Origin of the sequence: Chitinophaga eiseniae, assembly GCF_012641265.1 — a bacterium.
GTDB classification, from domain to species: Bacteria; Bacteroidota; Bacteroidia; order Chitinophagales; family Chitinophagaceae; genus Chitinophaga; species Chitinophaga eiseniae_A.
On the sequence record NZ_JABAHZ010000001.1, the window covers coordinates 1,785,249 to 1,803,073 of the forward strand.

Sequence of the window (17,825 nt, forward strand, 5' to 3'; positions counted from 1 at the left end):
GTTTTACCCGGACATTATCATATTAGAATAATAATTCAGGAAGTTTTAAATGAATATTATTTCCTGCAATTTTCAGTAAGTCAGATTGTTTTGTAATGGCAATAGATGTAACTGGAATACCAAAATTCTTATTGATCTTATCCGTTTTCGCCATTATAATAACTGTTTTATCAGGAGTAACCCAGCCATAGAAAATGTTACCATAAGCTTTTCCCAATGAAGATTGGGCAGTAGTGTGTTCATTGCCAAATATCTGTTTTAGTAATTCCAGTGCATTATTCTTACTATCATCAATAAACAACGTCAGTCGTTTAATCTGGCCGTCCGCGTCAGTTTGAGCAAAAATGTACTTAATATCAAGTACAGTGTCTTTACTAACAGGAAGGCCTATATTATAAAATTCATCAGGAGTCTCCACACTAAATAAATTCTGGTCCTGGAATTTTTGAAATGGAGTGACATCCATATATTCATAAATATTTCTATTTAATTTTATGGAATCAAATCCCTGGGAGGTAATTTGCGCGTGACCTGTCATAAAATAAAGCAGTAGTGATAATAATACTATTTGAAATTTCGACATAATACTGCAAATATGATAAGAAAACTAAAAGGGCAGCTGAATTACTGCCCTTTTCATTATTACTTACAACCGTAATATTTTGCAACAGTAGGTGTCATTGTCGGTAAGCCCCCTATGCCCGGAGTTAAGGTTGCTCTCCCCCCATACTTTTCTGCTTCTGTATTCAAAGCCTTTCTGTATTGAGCATTCAACCCCTCAAAATCTACAGGCACACCACTATGATAATAATCCATAAGCGCCTGTATTGCCTTTCCATCAATGTCGTGAGCAATTTCCGCAGCGCGTTCCTTTGAATAAAATTCTCCATTTTTTCTTACAATCGGAAGCCCCAAATAAATAATCGGACCAGGCGAAATTAACATTGCTTCACCTCTGGTATCTAGCAAAGTCATATGTAATCCTGCCACAGCAGCAATTTGCCACCCTCCAAAACCTTTTTCATCCAATGCCACGGCTTTTGTAAAGTTAAATGACTGCGGACAGATATCCATTGGTCCAACAGGCTCTGCTGGTACCCTTACAGGTCTGTCACCCGTACCGCCAGTTCCCGGAATTACTGACCCATCCGGTCCTATTCTACCACTACCTGTTGAAGGCATTCCTCCTCCCGGATCACCGGAGGAAGGAACACCATTGCCATCATCAATTTGAATACAGTGTGTAGTGGTGTTCCGGTAATCGCAGTATTCCTGGGAGTTTCCGACTGTAACACAGACGTACCAATCTGTCGTTTCACAAACAGTAGTCATTTTGGCAAGAGATGACTTTTCGCCTATCTCAATGGACATGGGCGTTACTTTCCCATTAGAATGCCGGTAACCTCTTAGTATTGTACCATCCCACTGTTCGATAATTGATGTCCCACTGAAACTATTAGGTTTACTCAAAGCATCCGGTATCGTATACATGACCTCGGATGTCAGTTGATTATTTCTTTTGGGATCCCGGTATACCAAAAGGTAGGAAAGTTTACCTAATGGATTTTTACTATCAGCATTGATCGTTTTTACCGTGAGTGCAGTATCTAAATAGCTAATTGGAACAACTACTGTGTTTATGGAATTGAGTTTTTCTACAGTAGCATGGCCCCAATCCGGTGCTTTCTGAATGTAGTGATGTCTGCTACCCGTCATAGCTGCTCCCTTAGCCTCGGTAATTGAGACATCAAAAATGTAATAATTCTTTGCTTCTGAAATAAGATCTTTTTCAGGGATGTCCGATCCAGAACCATTGTGTTTCAGACAGGAGGCAATTAGTAATACAATACCTAATAGTATTGCTGGGATTACTTTTCTTTTCATGGAGAAAAATTTAGGGTCGTTATTGGAGTTTAGATAATCCGACGTACAAATACATAACAAACTTAATAGGGCCAATACACGGGTGACAAACTTGGCGCTAAATTAAAGGAATCAATAATACACCAACGCATATATAATAAATATATTTATATAAATTAATATATAAAGACTAGATTTTCTAATAAAGAGATACTAATCTTAAAGATCATCCGGTAAATTACGGGAGCCTTGAAACTTGAACACCGTTAAGATATAAATACAGAGTATTTAAATCAATCAAAACCGTTTATGTGCTAAGGATATCACCAACAATGGTTTCAATAATGTAACCATGGCCAGTGCAGATACCAATCTCGTATATACGATACCGTTAAACTTTATCCGTACCCATCGCGTTGGTATCACAGAGAGCATTGCGCTATCGCCGCTTTCCTGGTGGGATAACAACAACCAGGTAACGCTCTATCATACCGATGCGCACTCGCTGTTGCCTACGATCAGCAGCATTAGTGCATTCAGTGCTTACCTGTCGACCAGCAACAACATTTACTTAAACAAAGACAAAACCTTTGCTGCTGCCGTGAATTTTTGGTATCAGTTCCCGGAAATAGACCATATTGGTAAAACAAATGCCTATTATAAACTGGACCTGGGTGTACGGGCCTCGCTGTTGAAAAAACAGTTAGACCTGGCGCTGACGATGAACGATCTTTTCCGCAGCAGTGCCGTAGCCATGCGATCTACCATTAACGGTATTCCGCAGCAGTTCACCAACTTCCAGCTAAACAGGTTCCTGTTGCTCAGCGTCAGTTATAAATTTGGCAGCAGCGAACACAAAGTTACCGCCGGCAGTACCGGTAACGAAGATGAAAGATCGCGCATCCATTAACGATGCAGCCCCTGCTGACGCAGGTAGGCCACTAATCTTTCCGGGTAATCTGTCTGAAGCACATTGGCAAAGCGGGCGTCTTTACGCAGCTGATCAAAGCCGCTGTTAGCCTGCTTTCCCTCCATCTTGTCGTATTTCCCCAGGGAATTGATCCAGATGCGGGTGCCCTGGCTGGTTATTCGCTGTACCAGCGTATCTGCGTAGAAAGAATCATCGATATGGATGACTGGAAACTTTCCCAGTTGGGTAGCCATACGCCCGATATCGTTTATTTCAGTGATATTGTGCGCCCGGGGCATAATGGGCAGGCGGGCGTTGAAACTGCGCAGCTGTGTGGCAAATGGCGGCTCATAGATGAAGAACAGCACCTGATCTTCCATCTGGTGGGCAGCCACCATGGCAATGGTTTGTTTCGCAAACTCGACGCTGTCTTCCTTAAAGTCGATATCCACCATGATCTTGCCTTTCGTGAGCTGCAGTACTTCTTCAAAGGTGGGGATTTTTTCGGTAGTGGGTTGTCCGTTAAACAACAGCGGGAATTGCAGTAATTCCTGGTAAGTATAATCTGCGATCTTCCCTTTTTTACCAGTGGCGCGGGTAATATTATCATCGTGCATAATCACCAGTACTTTATCCTTCGTAGCATGCACATCGATTTCCGCGATGTCGATACCTTGTGCGATTGCCTCCCTGATTGCTGCCAGCGAGTTTTCCGGGTATTTGGTATGAGCGGCCCGGTGAGCAGCCACCATAATGTGTTCCGGGTGATGATAGAATTCATCCAATATAGCATCAACTGGTCTTGTTTGTTGCGCCTGGAGTTGCAAAGAAACGCTGCATACGAATAGTAACAATAAGTATTTCATCTGCCGTTGTTTATTTTATACGGTGGTATAGGCTACCTTAAAATGGAAGTTGTCAGGTGATTTAAAAAATGACCCCTCCATATTACAATAGCTTTTAAATGTTTAAAAATAGCATATTAAATAAGGATCTTTTATTTTTCATCACTTTTGTAAAATATTAATATGTTAATTATTTTTTGGATTTAAAAAAATAGTTAACCTTTGCATAAGCATTGAGAAAAATATCAACCAACTGGATCTAATTCAAGAAAAATACACTGTTCAGAGAGTAAGCTAAACTAGTCTACCTGTTTCATCTTTCACTACATTTTGACTGTATCCCTGAGCTACCTCGTTTTAACCTTTATTTATGGATTCCCCCAGTAATCATGTGATCAGGCGATGACACATGCGGTTATACTGTGTTTGGCAAGCAGTACGACAACGCATATCGTTGCCCCTCGCTGGTAAGCACGAGTAGGTATCTACCCGCGAAATAACCTTTTTTGTTCACGGCAAAATCTGTGTTTATGTACGCAATAGATTTACCCCGCTATTCTCCAAATGTACCGTCCTTTCCATCCAAACTAATTCCCATTCTGCTATTACTGTTTTTTCTTACTGCGGCTGTACTGCGAGTCAATGCCCAGTCAGCGAATTTAGACCAGGGTTCCAATGGTAGTTCCACAGCGCCCACCTCCCCTGTCGACTGGGTAAATGGTAACCTGAACAACAACCAGGCGCACTTCCTGGAAGGATATTCGGTGCCTTACCGGGCAGTATTGACTAACCTGGTGGCCAACCAAACCTACACCCTCGTTATCGGGCTGGATATCACGGCCAGTGGGAAGCATGCACTGGACTATATTACACAGTTCCAGCGGCTCGAACCTCACGCCATTTTTCTACATACGGCGGAAACGGTAGATCCATTGTTAAACATTACCGGTTTCCCGGAAAGCTATTTTACCTCTACCAGCACACTAGCCATTCCGGCGCCTTCCAGCGCCGGATCACCTGTTGCGGGACAGCCTACCACCAGCTTCAATACATTACCTGCATCGGAACGCGTGATGACAGGTTACAATGCCACCCTCAGCAGCGTCGTATATGCATCGGAAGGTAGTCTTACAGGGTCTAATTCCGAAACAGTGATTAACATCACTTTCACCGCGTTGAAGGAAACCGCAGTACTGGCGTGGGGCGGACATATCGCCAGTGTATTTGACTGGGGGAAAGATGCCAGCGGGCAGACCAACTCCGCTTCCGGCATTAGCGGATCGCCCTATCACATGCGTTTAAAAAACTGGATCATCGATGGTAATGTAGTTAGCATTGGTAACCAGGACAGATCACTGAAAACCAATGCCGTGTATATTCCTCCTGAAGGTTCCATCAGCGGCCCTTCCACAGGTTGCATAGAAACCACCTCATTGAACTATACCTCCACCGTAGATGACCCTACCGGGCTCACCTACCTCTGGAGTATTATTGGCAGCAATACCGCCAATGCTAAAATCGTTAATAATACCCTTGCCAATATACAGGTAGTTCCCATCGGCACTTCCTTTACCGCAGGGTCATTCAGCCTTCAGTTGATTGTTACCCGCAACGGGCTTTCTGATACCAGCTACCTGGGGTCTGATGTTTATCCCGGCCAGTTGATCACACTTTCAAAAGTAATGGTCAATGCCGGCGTCGATCAGAGTATCACCAATCTTGATACCGCCTACCTGAGCGCATCCGCCGCCGGGGGCACATCACCGTATACATTCAGCTGGAGCCCTGTAACAGGACTTTCCAATCCTACTATCTTTAATCCACAATTTATACCAACAGGTACCGGAACATTCCAGTTTGTAGTTACCGCTACAGACAGCGCTGGTTGCACAGGAAAGGATACCGTGGTGATAACGGTTACCCAACACCCGGCGCCGCCATGCATCATCAATGGACCTAACCCTGTGTGTCCCGGTTCCTCCAACGTATATATGGGTCCGTTGCCTTCCCAGGTGGGTTCCTATAGCTGGAGCATTACCGGCGATGGCAGTATCACAGGCGCCATCACTAACGATACGGTAACTGTCATGGCCGGCAATACCTGCGGTTCCTATAAGTTGCAATTGATTACCACTACCGCAGATGGCAAGGTAAAAGATACCTGTTCGCTGGTAGTGAATGTAAAAGATACCATTGCACCTGTACTCTCCGGTACGGCGCCAGATGCAGCTATCACCTGTGCAAAAGATGTCCCTGCAGCACCGGTCATTACCGCGTCTGACAATTGTATCGGCAATGTACAAGTACAGATGAGCCAACAGACCGTTGACAGCACCTGCGTGAACAAATTCAAACTGGTACGCAAGTGGTGGGCAGTAGATGCCTGTGGCAATACCTCTGATACGCTCAAGCAAACCATTACCGTGAACGACAATGTTAAACCGGTGATCACTGCTGACTTCCCGAAAGATGTGAAAGTACAGTGTGTCGGCGACATACCTGCTCCGCCTGCCCCAACCGCTACCGATAACTGTGACGCCATCGTTATACCGATATACGATGAAATGGGCAGTGGTACCGCCTGCGACTCTACGATTGTTCGCACCTGGGTATTTGCAGATGTTTGCGGCAACAGTGATTCTGTGAAACAGACCATTCACATCAAAGACAGCATTGCACCTGTACTTTCCGGTACAGCGCCAGATGCGTCTATCAGCTGTGCAAAAGACATCCCAGCACCACCGGTCATTACCGCTTCTGATAACTGTACTGCCAATGTGACTGTGCAGATGAGCCAGATGACCACTGACAGTACCTGTGTGAATAAATTCAAACTGGTACGTAAGTGGTGGGCTGTTGATGCCTGTGGCAATACTTCTGATACACTCAGACAAACCATCACCGTGAACGACAACGTGAAACCGGTGATCACCGCTGATTTCCCGAAAGATGTGAAAGTACAGTGTGTGAAAGATATCCCTGCACCGCCAACGCCAACAGCTACCGACAACTGTGATGCCAGCGTTGTTCCGGCATATAGTGAAATGGGCAGTGGCACCGCCTGCGACTCTACGATTGTCCGTACCTGGATATTTGCAGATGCCTGCGGCAACAGTGATTCTGTGAAACAGACCATTCACATCAAGGATAGCATCGCGCCTGTACTTTCCGGTACAGCACCAGATGCTTCTATCAGCTGTGCAAAAGACATCCCCGCACCACCGGTCATTACCGCTTCAGATAACTGTACCGCCAATGTGACTGTACAGATGAGCCAGATGACCACAGACAGTACCTGTGTGAACAAATTCAAACTAGTGCGTAAGTGGTGGGCTGTTGATGCCTGTGGCAATACCTCTGATACACTTACACAAACCATCACCGTGAACGACAACGTGAAACCGGTGATCACTGCTGATTTTGCAAAAGATGTGAAAGTACAGTGTGTGAAAGATATCCCTGCACCGCCAACGCCAACAGCTACCGACAACTGTGATGCCAGCGTTGTTCCGGCATATAGTGAAATGGGCAGTGGCACCGCCTGCGACTCTACAATTGTTCGTACCTGGATATTTGCAGATGCCTGCGGCAACAGTGATTCCGTGAAACAGACCATTCACATCAAAGACAGCATTGCACCTGTACTTTCCGGTACAGCACCAGATGCATCTATCACTTGCGCAAAAGACATCCCGGCACCGCCAGTGATTACGGCTTCTGATAACTGTACCGTCAATGTGGCCGTACAGATGAGCCAGATGACCACCGACAGTACCTGTGTGAACAAATTCAAACTGGTACGTAAGTGGTGGGCAGTAGATGCCTGTGGCAACAAGTCAGATACCATCAAACAAACCATCACCGTGAACGACAACGTGAAACCAGTGATCACCGCTAACTTCACCGCAAATGTGAACATACAGTGTATAAAAGACATCCCGCCGGTGCCTACACCAACAGCCACCGACAACTGTGATGCCTCCGTTACACCGGTATACAGTCAAATTGGTAGCGGTACCTCCTGCGACTCTACGATTGTTCGCACCTGGATATTTGCAGATGTTTGCGGCAATAGTGACTCTGTTAAACAAACTATCCACATCAAAAATAGTGTAGTACCTGTACTCTCCGGTAAGGTAAGCGACCTGGTGGTAGCTTGCGCCAAAGACATACCAAGTCCGCAAACCATCACCGCCAGCGGCAGTTGCAGTGGCGCCACCGTATACTTCTCTGCTGTAACAACAGACAGTACCTGTGTAAACAAATTCACCGTGGTACGTAAATGGTGGGCTGTAGATGGCTGTGGCAACAAGTCAGATACCATCAAACAAACTATTATCGTAAAAGACAGTATTGCCCCGATAGTAGCCACCGCCCAGGGAAGCGATAAGCTGATCAGTTGCAGCGCTCCGCTCGTGTATGACGCACCAACATTTACAGATAACTGTAATGGTAAAGTGACTGTGACCACCAGCGACAGGAAAGTAGGAACCGTTTGTCCATTTAAATATATCAGGCGCTGGACAGCCACCGACGAATGCGGCAACTCCATCTACGTAGAACAGGCTATTACCGTAAGCTGTTGTGCAAGCTACTGTACCTACACCCAGGGATTCTATGGCAACAAGGGTGGCCTAGGATGCACTCCTGGAGGCGGCAGTCTTAAAGCGCTGCAAATGATGACACAGGTAGTAGACGCTCAACCAGGCGATTCCGCTATCTTCGGACTAAAATCAACAGGTAAATTCTTTACCCTGTTCCTGACCGACGTTACCAATAGCAGTATATTCAACATGCTGCCTGGCGGAGGTACCCCAGCCGCACTGAAAGGATATGCTACCTACAGCAAGTCAGCCACCTGGCCTAATGTACCGTTATCCACCGCATCAACAACGTTCGGTAAGATTAACAATGTACTCTTGTCTCAAACAATGACCTTGTTCTTCAATATGGGTATTACACCTACCTTGTCAGGATTGACCATTGGCGGAGATTCCCTGTTTACCGCTAAGCTTACCAGCTGCGGCAGCAACACACCGGTATCCCAGATAGATGCCTATAAGCTGCCAGCCAACGTGGTCAACTACCTGGCATCTACCGGACAGGCAACCGTACAAGGATTGTTTATGCTGGCCAATAAATACCTCGGAGGACAGACCGTCAGCGGAGTAAGCGCTTCCGATGTAAATGCGGCGATAGATGCTATCAATAATGGATTTAATAGCTGCGCCGTACTGGTAAGGTGGGCGAAGACTGTTAGCAATATCAGCAATATTTCAAGCGTATCATACGACAATCCAGGCTCATTAACCTATGGTAAGGAAACAGCTCATTCTAACCTTGTAGTGACCGTATTCCCGAACCCATATACAGAAACTATATTGTTCCGTTATGTAGCACCGGAAACAGGTAAAGCACAACTGGAATTGTATAATCTGCAGGGACGCCGGGTAGCAGTTATCTACAACGGAGAAGTAACGAAGGGTAGTTTACAGTTGATAGAATACCACGTGCCAGAAGCTTCCAGGATACTGTTCATCTATAGATTAAGTGTAGGTCAGTTTACCGCCACCGGAAAAATTGTACCCACCAGGTAGTATACTTTAGCGTGATTGATAAAGCAAAGAAGGCCCGGCTTGTTAGCCGGGTTTTCTTTTGTAATTATATTTGTTATATTCACTATCAGACCTTAATTTGTGGTAATAATCTCCGTAAAATACGGTTAACCTTATTTATCAACTATACTGCTGTAATTTACTTTCAGAAAAGATGTGACAACCCGGTAATACAGTGATTGCAGCCGTATAGGCAAGATTGGAAGAATTACATTGTTTGCATTTAACGAACCTTCTTTATTGAATAAACCATGTCAGGAGAAAACAAAGGCTTTGGAGCGCTCTTTGCCGAAAAGAAAAATTCACTGGATCACATACAAAAAGGAATGGCCAGTATATTGCCATCCTTTCCCGGAATGCCTGCCGCCAAATATTTCGATCTGGGTATAGGCATAGATTTTCATGACTGCGTATTTCCACCGGCGCCTTTGCTACCGGTACCGCATATAGGGATGATTTTTGATATCATGGGAGCCATCATGGCAGCTATTGCCAGTGTGGTGCCTCCCCCGCCACCGCCACCGGAAACAGAAGATGGTAAAGAACCGCCTCCTCAACCTTTTTCCCTGGCTGCTACCGCCCAAATGCTGGTACATGCATTGAGTCCCTCGGTAAAAGTACACCAGCAGTGGATTGCCAATGCCGGCACCCCCATTTTTCATTTACCTGCATTTATTGCGCACCTGCCCTTTCCCATCGTAAAGCCCAAAGCGGCCTCCGAAATGTGGATGGGAAGCTCCACCGTACTGGCAGATGGAGGTCCGTTTTCAACCCAGTTTCACCCGGCCTTGTCTTGTAACCTGGTAGGGCTCCCCTCTCCGCCCCGGCTCAATAAAAAGAGTACCGCCATGGCGCTGATGGCGCCCACATCGGTACTGCTCATTATGACCTCCGCGGGTAAGCCCGTACTGGTGGGCGGTCCGCCCACGATCGACCTGTTTCAGCTCATGTTTAAACTAGGACTGAAAGGACTGTCTAAAGCAGCCGGTGCGGTACTCCAGAAAATTATTGACAAGATAGAAAGCCGCTTCCCGAAGCTGGCGGCCATCCTGCAGAATTTCAAATGTAAATGGTTCGGGGAACCGGTAGATGCCGTGAGTGGCCGGGTATATGCCCGCAGTACCGACTTCGAATTACCCGGTCCCATTCCATTGGTATGGGAACGTACCTACTACAGTGATGCTGCCGTGAACGGTCCACTGGGATATAACTGGCACCACAGTTATAACATGAGCGTATACGATCTCCAAAATGGCTACCTGAGTATACGCCTGCCGGATGGCCGTGAAACCGTAATGCCAGCCCTTTTACCGGGACGCCGCTATTATAACCGGAAAGAACAGCTCTGGTGGCACCGCGATGATAATGGCTATTACCTGTCTGATACGACAGGGCTCAACTATCATTTCCACGCCAAAGCTGCGCCTGACGGCAGTTATATGCTGGCGGAAATCCTTGATCCTGCCGGCTTCAGTATACAATTCCGGTACAACCCTAAAGGGCACCTGCAACAGATCACCGATAGCAGTGGCCGGCACCTGTTGGTCACCACTGATGAAGAAGGCCGCATTGTGAGGATTCATACCCATTGCAATAACACGGTGATCGACCTGGTACGTTATACCTATGATGAAGACGGCAACCTCAGCACTACCACCAACGCCAGGGATGCCAGCAAGCACTTTTTCTACCGCGGGCATCTCCTCGTACAGCTCACCAATCAAAGCGGGCTTAATTTCTACTGGGAATATGAAGGCGCCGGCGATGACGCCCGCTGTGTGCACACCTGGGGCGATGGCGGTATCCTGGAATACCATGCCCGGTATGAAAACGGTAAAACAACCACCAACAACAGCCTGGGACATGAAACCGCCTATTACTATGACGAAAGAAACCTGATCTATAAAATAGTAGATGGTAACGGCGGCGTTACCCTGCAACACTACAACGAATTTGAAGAGCTGGCCGTGGTCGTAGACCCCGAAGGCAACAGCCTGAAAAGTGATTACGATGAGTATGGCAACGTGATCAAATCAACGAATGGCAACGGGGAAACGACTACGTACAGCTACGATGAGCAACAACAGCTGATTGCCTTGAAAAGTCCCGGTGGCATGCGTTTGGGCTGGGAGTACAATGACCAGGGCCTGGTATCTAAAAAGACATTGCCCAACAGAACATTCCTGCGATACGGCTACAAGGGACCGCATCTCACCAGCATTACCCATAGCAACGGCCGCGTTATTCAGCTGGAATATGATGAGCAGCATAACCTCACCCGGCTCATACAACCCGAAGGAGCACAGTTCAACTGGAAACATGATGAGCTGGGCAGACTAATCCGTGAAACCAGCGACAATGGCTACTGGTATGCCTACGAATACGATGCAGTGGGTAATATGATACGCATGGAAGAAGCAGATGGCTCCGCCCATCACTTCAGCTATGATGAAGCAGATAACCTGTTGCAGGCCGGTGATGGACAAAGAAAAGTCAATTTCACCTACGGTCCGTTAAGTACGCTGACCAGCAGAATGCAACATGGCATACAGGTACGATTCAATTATGATACGGAACTGCAACTCCGCACCATCGCCAATGAGGGCGGGGAGTTGTACCGGCTGGAGCCGGATGCCAACGGCAACATCATCAACGAATGGGGATTTGATGGGCTGCACCGCCACTATGAAAGAGATGGCGCCGGCAGGATCAAAAAATTACTGCGGCCCGGCAACCGCTGGACACTTTATGACTACGACGGCAATGACAATATAACCCGGATGGAGCAATACGACGGCAGCGTAACGGCCTATGGATATAATGCCGACAGCTTGCTGACAGCTGCATTCAATGCAGATGGCGCCATTACCATACAACGTGATTTCTGCGGACGGGTCGTCAAAGAATCACAGGGAGCGTATAGTGTTGCCCGTGAGTACGACGATGATGGGCGCAGCAGCTTTATCAGCAGCAGTCTCGGTGCAGCCATCAGCCTGCAACACACTCCCACCGGCTTCCTGGAGAGCATGGAAGCGGGCAATGGCACAGCCGGCAGCTGGCATGCCCGCTGGCAGCGCAATACGGAAGGCGCTGAAATAGAACGGCAACTCAGTGGTCAACTGACCCTCAAAATACAGCGCGATAAACAAGGACGCATTATCCGGCAAACGATCGGCCAGCAACAGGTCACCAACAGCACCCGCTACGACTGGGGCCCTGCGTCCAAATTACGCCGCATGGTAAATGAGCTGTCGGGCCGCGAAGTACGCTTTGACTACGACGAATTCGACAACCTCGCCAGTGCCACCTATGCGCAACAAAATTCCAGCATAGCAGAAACCATCTACCGGGTACCGGATAAACTGGGTAACCTGTTTACCATCCCCTCCCGGAAAGACCGTACCTATAGCAAAGGGGGACGGCTCCTGTCCTGCCCCGATTATTTCTATTACTATGACGCAGAAGGTAACCTGCTGTTCAAAGAATTCAAAACCAACACCCACAGTGCCGCAACAGACAAACAGTCTTTTATTAAAGCCAACAAAATTGATGCAAAAGGAAGTGGTACAGGGTGGAGCTATCACTGGAATGCAGATGGACTGCTGCAAAGTGTAGTGACGCCCACCGGCGCCGACATTGTTTTCAGCTACGATCCGCTGGGACGCCGAATAGCCAAGGTGAACAAACGGAGCCAGGAGGTAACGCGCTGGGTATGGGACAGGAGCGTCCCCCTGCATGAATGGCACTACCAGGGCGACTATCCGCCGCACCTGGGGGCAGATGCCAGTGGCGACCTGCAAGAAGCCAAAGAACCCATCGACCACCTGGTGACCTGGGTATTTGAAGAAGGCACACTGATACCAGTGGCCAAACTGGAAGCTGAAAATGCCTACAGCATTATTGCCGACCATATGGGGACCCCGATACAGGCCTTCGATACCTCCGGCCGTAAAGTATGGGAACGGGAACTGGATTGTTATGGTAAAGTGCGTACCCTGCATGGTCATAAAACATTTTGTAACTACCTTTATCAGGGACAGTATGTGGATGTGGAAACAGGGATGGCCTATAACCGCTTCCGGTATTATTCGCCGGAAACAGGGATGTATCTTAGCCAGGACCCGATAGGCCTCAGCGGTGGCATGAAACTATACGGCTATGTACGCGATCCGAACACCTGGATAGATCCGTTCGGGCTCATGGCAGCCGGCAAAATGAGGGGCGCCACTGGTACCATTACCGCTGGTGACGACGAGGTAAGACTGCCATCGAAAAATAAAATCCACTCAGAAATGCGTGGACTCGATGCCCTGAACAAAGAAGGTAAACTGGCCGGTAAAGATGTCGTCATCTCTGATATCCAGGGACACTTCTCTATCAGCGAAGATGCACCTGTTGGTATGTGCGTAAAATGCCGCACACAGATGTTCGACTACCTGAAAGAAGGTGGTGCCAACAGCGTAACCATACCGGTTACCAAAGCCAATGTAACCATCGATCACCTGACCATTATGCGTGACGAATTCGACGCTGCACAAAAAGACCTGCAAAAGTTGCTGAAGGAAAAAATGGGTACCGTCAAAAGGTCCGACAAAGCCTGGGAAAAACTGGAAGAACACTCTACAAAACACCACTAATATTCATATGGAGAAAAAGACAAAAGAAGTTAAATCGAAAGGACTAGTTGTTAGTTATGATAACAGGATAAATGAATTATTCTTTACTTCAGGAGAAAAGCTCTGTTTCAATAACGATCATAAAACGTTTGAAATAGATCAGGACCCGTACGGTGAATCAGACCTGCAACCCATCACCGAGTTGAGCTTCGATACCAGCAGTTTTGAATTCGATACCGTGACAGATGGCGTAGATTATCACTATAAGATCACTGGCAAATATCCGGCGGACCAGGCATTATACGCCTTTCTGAAGGAAAATGATTTCAACACGCTCAGTTTTCCCAACAATGACCAGGACGTCGTTTTGGTGGAATTTGAAAAGCAGCAACTGGTCAGGATAAAATTGATAAAGCTGGAGAATGAAACATCATCCGACTTTTTAACGATTTACTTTGAGCCTAAAGAGAATTTCCTCATAAAATACCCGCAACAGCGACGGGCACTGAACGGATTTAGCTTCCGGGGTAACCAGTTGGTTTGCCAGATTCCGGGGGAAGAGCTCATCTGGGAGCTGACCGTACATCCTACTGTGCTGGCCCTGGTACAACGTATCCTGGCTACTTATACCAGCGGACAATAACTAAACAGCCCTGCGGCTATTCAATAGCTACAGCGCCGCGCTTACCGGCGTATGCTCCTCTCCGGTATACATATATCATAAACCCAATGGCAATGATTGTTCCCGATACAGAAGGTAGAAACTGGCTGTAGGGCTGATATTGAGGAAATACCGTTCCGGTAAATGCCGATAGAATACCGCTGAAGGCGCTCACCATTTTCAGGATATGCTCGTACAGCCATAAGTTGCCATACCAGTGTGATGGAATCAGGTAACGTAAAAAATCATACGTGATAATAAAAAGCAAGTATCCTGTAGTGCTGTAAATGATGACCGGCGACCAGATCATGCCAATAGATTTAAAGTAGTACAGGAAATACAAATCAGAGCAAAGCACCGCTATGGCCACCACTATGTCTCTCCCATTAAACTGATTGGACTTTGCCTGTAACACCCGGTAACCGGAGTATCCGAGGTATCCGCTTAACAGGGTAATGACCAGTAAAAATGTATTTCTTCCAAATACAAAAACGCCTATCAGGCCAGTGGCAATCACCACCGATAAAAACACGAGAAAGAGGCGGCCACTTTTCCGGTGCAGCATTCCTCCTTTCCGGGTCAGTAATGCCACCAGCCCAAGGATCAATGCAACGGATCCCGCAGTAACATGCGTGATAATATTAGCGCTATGTAAAACGGAGAGGGAAACCATGGGTATAGTTGCTTCAGGGAGTTATGCTTACGAAGCTAATGAATAAAGCGAATATAGCATTGTACAAATTTTCCGTTCCGCTCACGCAAAGGAGCAAAGGAGCAAAGCAGCTAAGATATAAGCGAGTTTCTAAGCTTGCAAAGTGTTGGATTACATAAAAGATAAGTTTGTGATAGCATCATCATACTTTTTGAACTTAAAAATTCGCGTAGATCTTAGCTGCTTTGCTCCTTTGCGTGACTATTTCCAAAAAAAGTTTCATTTTTTCGGGTAAATTAGGCACTGACTTATGGTTGCTAATTAAACAGAACAGATGAACAAACTTATCGCGGCCCTGGCATTGTCTGTCGCAGCAATGACCAGCTATGCCCAATCTTCCATGCATGACCTGCAATTTAATCAACTGGCTTCCCGTTGGGATGAAGCCGTACCATTGGGCAATGGCCTGCTGGGCGCCCTGATCTGGCAAAAAGGGGATCATCTCCGGTTTTCGCTCGATCGGGCCGATCTCTGGGACCTTCGCCCCATGAAAGGATTACACCGTAAAGAATTCAGCTACCAGTGGGTAATAGACCAGGTGCATAAAAAGGACTATCAACCCGTACAACAATACCTCGATGCGCCTTACGATGCCGAAGCCGCGCCTTCTAAAATTCCTGGCGGGGCATTGGAATTTGATACCAAAGACTGGGGTCCTGTACAATCGGTCCATCTGAGCCTGCATAACGCCCTTTGCGAGGTAAAATGGAGTAATGGCGCCTCGTTGCAAACCTTCGTAGATGCGGCAAAACCCGTGGGTTGGTTCCGTTTTGAAAACATACCTGCTCAGCTGATACCTCAATTGGTAGCGCCACAATACCAGGGCGCCGTAAAGAACAGTGGCGATCCGGTGGGCGGCGATGACCTGTCGCGGTTAGGCTACAAACAAGGCGATATCCGTCAAACCGGCAATAGTATTACTTATCACCAGGAAGGCTGGAATGGGTTTACGTATGATATCAATGTGCGGTGGAAGCAAACAGCCGCCCATACCATTGAAGGTGTATGGAGTATTTCGTCACAATATCCCAAACAGCCCGTGCAGGAGCTGGCGGAAAAAGTAACTGCCCGCAGTACGGCACAAGCCTTCGACAAAGCACTGATCGCGCATAGCGGCTGGTGGCGTCAATTCTGGAGCAAATCTGCCATTCATGTACCGGATACCCTGTTGGAAAAACAGTGGTACCTGGAGCAATATAAATTTGGCGCCGCTGCCCGGAAGGATGCCCCGCCCATTTCCCTGCAGGCAGTATGGACGGCGGACAATGGCCGCATTGCGCCCTGGAAAGGCGATTATCACCACGACCTGAATACGCAGCTCAGCTACTGGCCTTCCTATAGCAGCAATCACCTGGAAGAAGCCACCGGCTATCTCCGTCACCTGGAAAACAATAAAGCTAACTACCTACGTTATACGAAGATGTATTTTGGGGTGCCAGGACTCGCAGTACCAGGCGTAACCACCCTCGACGGCACCGAAATGGGGGGATGGATCCAATATTCGTTGTCGCCTACCGTATCTTCCTGGCTGGCCCAGCACTATTACCTGCAATGGCGCTACAGTATGGATAAAAATTTCCTGAAAGAAAAAGCCTATCCCTGGTTTAAGAACACGGCCACCTTCCTGGAAAACATCACCCTAAAAGATGAAAACGGTCATCGTAAGCTGAAAATCAGTTCCAGCCCGGAGATCAACGACAACAGCCTGGAGGCCTGGTTTCCACAAAACACCAACTACGACCTGGCATTAATGAAGTTTACCTTCAGCAAAGCCGCGGAACTGGCCACAGCACTTGGACTAAGCAGTGAAGCCGCTCATTGGAAAAAGATACTGGCAGAATACGGTGATTTTGCACTCAGCCCTCAACACGAGCTGATGTTTGCCCCGAGCATGGCGTATAACCAATCGCACCGCCACTTTTCGCATATGATGGCTATTCATCCCCTGGGGCTTATTAAATGGGAAGACGGGGAAGCAGCCCAAACGATTATCCGCAATTCCATACATCTCACCGATAGTATGGGGCCGGCATATTGGTGCGGCTACTCCTATTCCTGGATGGCCAACCTGAAAGCCAGGGCCAAAGATGGCGCCGGCGCAGCCAGAGATTTACAAATCTTTGCAAAGGCCTTCTGTTCTATCAACAGCTTCCACCTGAATGGCGACCAAACCAAATCGGGCTTGTCCAAATTCACTTACCGCCCGTTCACCCTGGAAGGTAACTTCGCCTTTGCAGCCGGACTACAGGAGATGCTGCTACAGAGCTATGCCGGCTTTATTGACATTATGCCGGCTATTCCTGCTAACTGGGATAACGTGGCTTTCGAAAATTTGCGCACAGAAGGCGCCTTCCTGGTAAGCGCGAAGAAAGACGGATCACAGGTGGCAGAAGTAAAAATAGTGTCTAAAAAAGGCGGTACTACCCGCTTGAAACTACCGTTCAAAACATTTTACGCAGCAAGTAACAAAGGATTTGTGATAAAAAATAACGGGGATGGTTTTCTTCAGCTGAACAGTCAGCCAGGCAGTGTGTTGGTGCTGAAAAATGGATATGAATAATTGCATAGCCTTCAATAAAAAATCCCCCCCATTAAAAGTGGGA

9 protein-coding genes are annotated in these 17,825 nt (G+C 47.3%); 5 read left to right on the forward strand and 4 right to left on the reverse strand.

The genetic code is table 11. The features are described from left to right. Window positions 1-22: 22 nt before the first annotated feature. Together HGH91_RS06865 and HGH91_RS06870 are read right to left on the reverse strand one after the other, a co-directional pair. Entirely contained in the window at window positions 23-583 is a 561-nt protein-coding gene (locus tag HGH91_RS06865) for a hypothetical protein (RefSeq protein ID WP_168737678.1), read from the reverse strand. 59 nt (window positions 584-642) lie between these two features. Next, complete coding sequence (locus tag HGH91_RS06870) at window positions 643-1,884, reverse strand: hypothetical protein (RefSeq protein WP_168737679.1); 1,242 nt, start codon at window positions 1,882-1,884, stop codon at window positions 643-645. A 301-nt stretch (window positions 1,885-2,185) separates the two neighbouring features. Here HGH91_RS06870 and HGH91_RS06875 point away from each other — a divergent pair, with 301 nt between their 5' ends. After that, window positions 2,186-2,773, forward strand: coding sequence for an outer membrane beta-barrel protein (locus HGH91_RS06875; RefSeq protein WP_317166810.1), 588 nt, complete (start codon window positions 2,186-2,188; stop codon window positions 2,771-2,773). On the opposite strand, the gene HGH91_RS06880 is transcribed toward HGH91_RS06875, so the two are convergent. After that, window positions 2,770-3,639, reverse strand: a complete 870-nt coding sequence (locus HGH91_RS06880) for a glycerophosphodiester phosphodiesterase family protein (protein ID WP_168737681.1) — start codon at window positions 3,637-3,639, stop codon at window positions 2,770-2,772. The genes HGH91_RS06875 and HGH91_RS06880 overlap by 4 nt on opposite strands. 509 nt (window positions 3,640-4,148) lie before the next feature. Here HGH91_RS06880 and HGH91_RS06885 point away from each other — a divergent pair. From HGH91_RS06885 to HGH91_RS06895, 3 genes are all read left to right on the forward strand, one after another. Further along, window positions 4,149-9,215: a hypothetical protein gene (locus HGH91_RS06885; protein WP_168737682.1), complete on the forward strand. Its 5,067-nt coding sequence runs from the start codon at window positions 4,149-4,151 to the stop codon at window positions 9,213-9,215. Between the two features lie 269 nt (window positions 9,216-9,484). Further along, the gene (locus HGH91_RS06890; RefSeq protein WP_168737683.1) at window positions 9,485-13,870 is read left to right on the forward strand and encodes a DUF6531 domain-containing protein; all 4,386 of its coding nucleotides are present in this window, start codon (window positions 9,485-9,487) and stop codon (window positions 13,868-13,870) included. A gap of 7 nt (window positions 13,871-13,877) precedes the next feature. Continuing rightward, window positions 13,878-14,492, forward strand: coding sequence for a hypothetical protein (locus HGH91_RS06895; RefSeq protein WP_168737684.1), 615 nt, complete (start codon window positions 13,878-13,880; stop codon window positions 14,490-14,492). Between the two features lie 16 nt (window positions 14,493-14,508). Here the strand turns inward: HGH91_RS06895 and HGH91_RS06900 are convergent, their stop codons facing one another. After that, on the reverse strand, window positions 14,509-15,183 hold the full coding sequence (locus HGH91_RS06900) for a hypothetical protein (protein WP_168737685.1): 675 nt from the start codon (window positions 15,181-15,183) through the stop codon (window positions 14,509-14,511). A 313-nt stretch (window positions 15,184-15,496) separates the two neighbouring features. Between HGH91_RS06900 and HGH91_RS06905 the strand changes: the two genes are divergently transcribed. Beyond that, complete coding sequence (locus HGH91_RS06905; RefSeq protein WP_168737686.1) at window positions 15,497-17,782, forward strand: glycosyl hydrolase family 95 catalytic domain-containing protein; 2,286 nt, start codon at window positions 15,497-15,499, stop codon at window positions 17,780-17,782. Window positions 17,783-17,825: the final 43 nt, after the last annotated feature.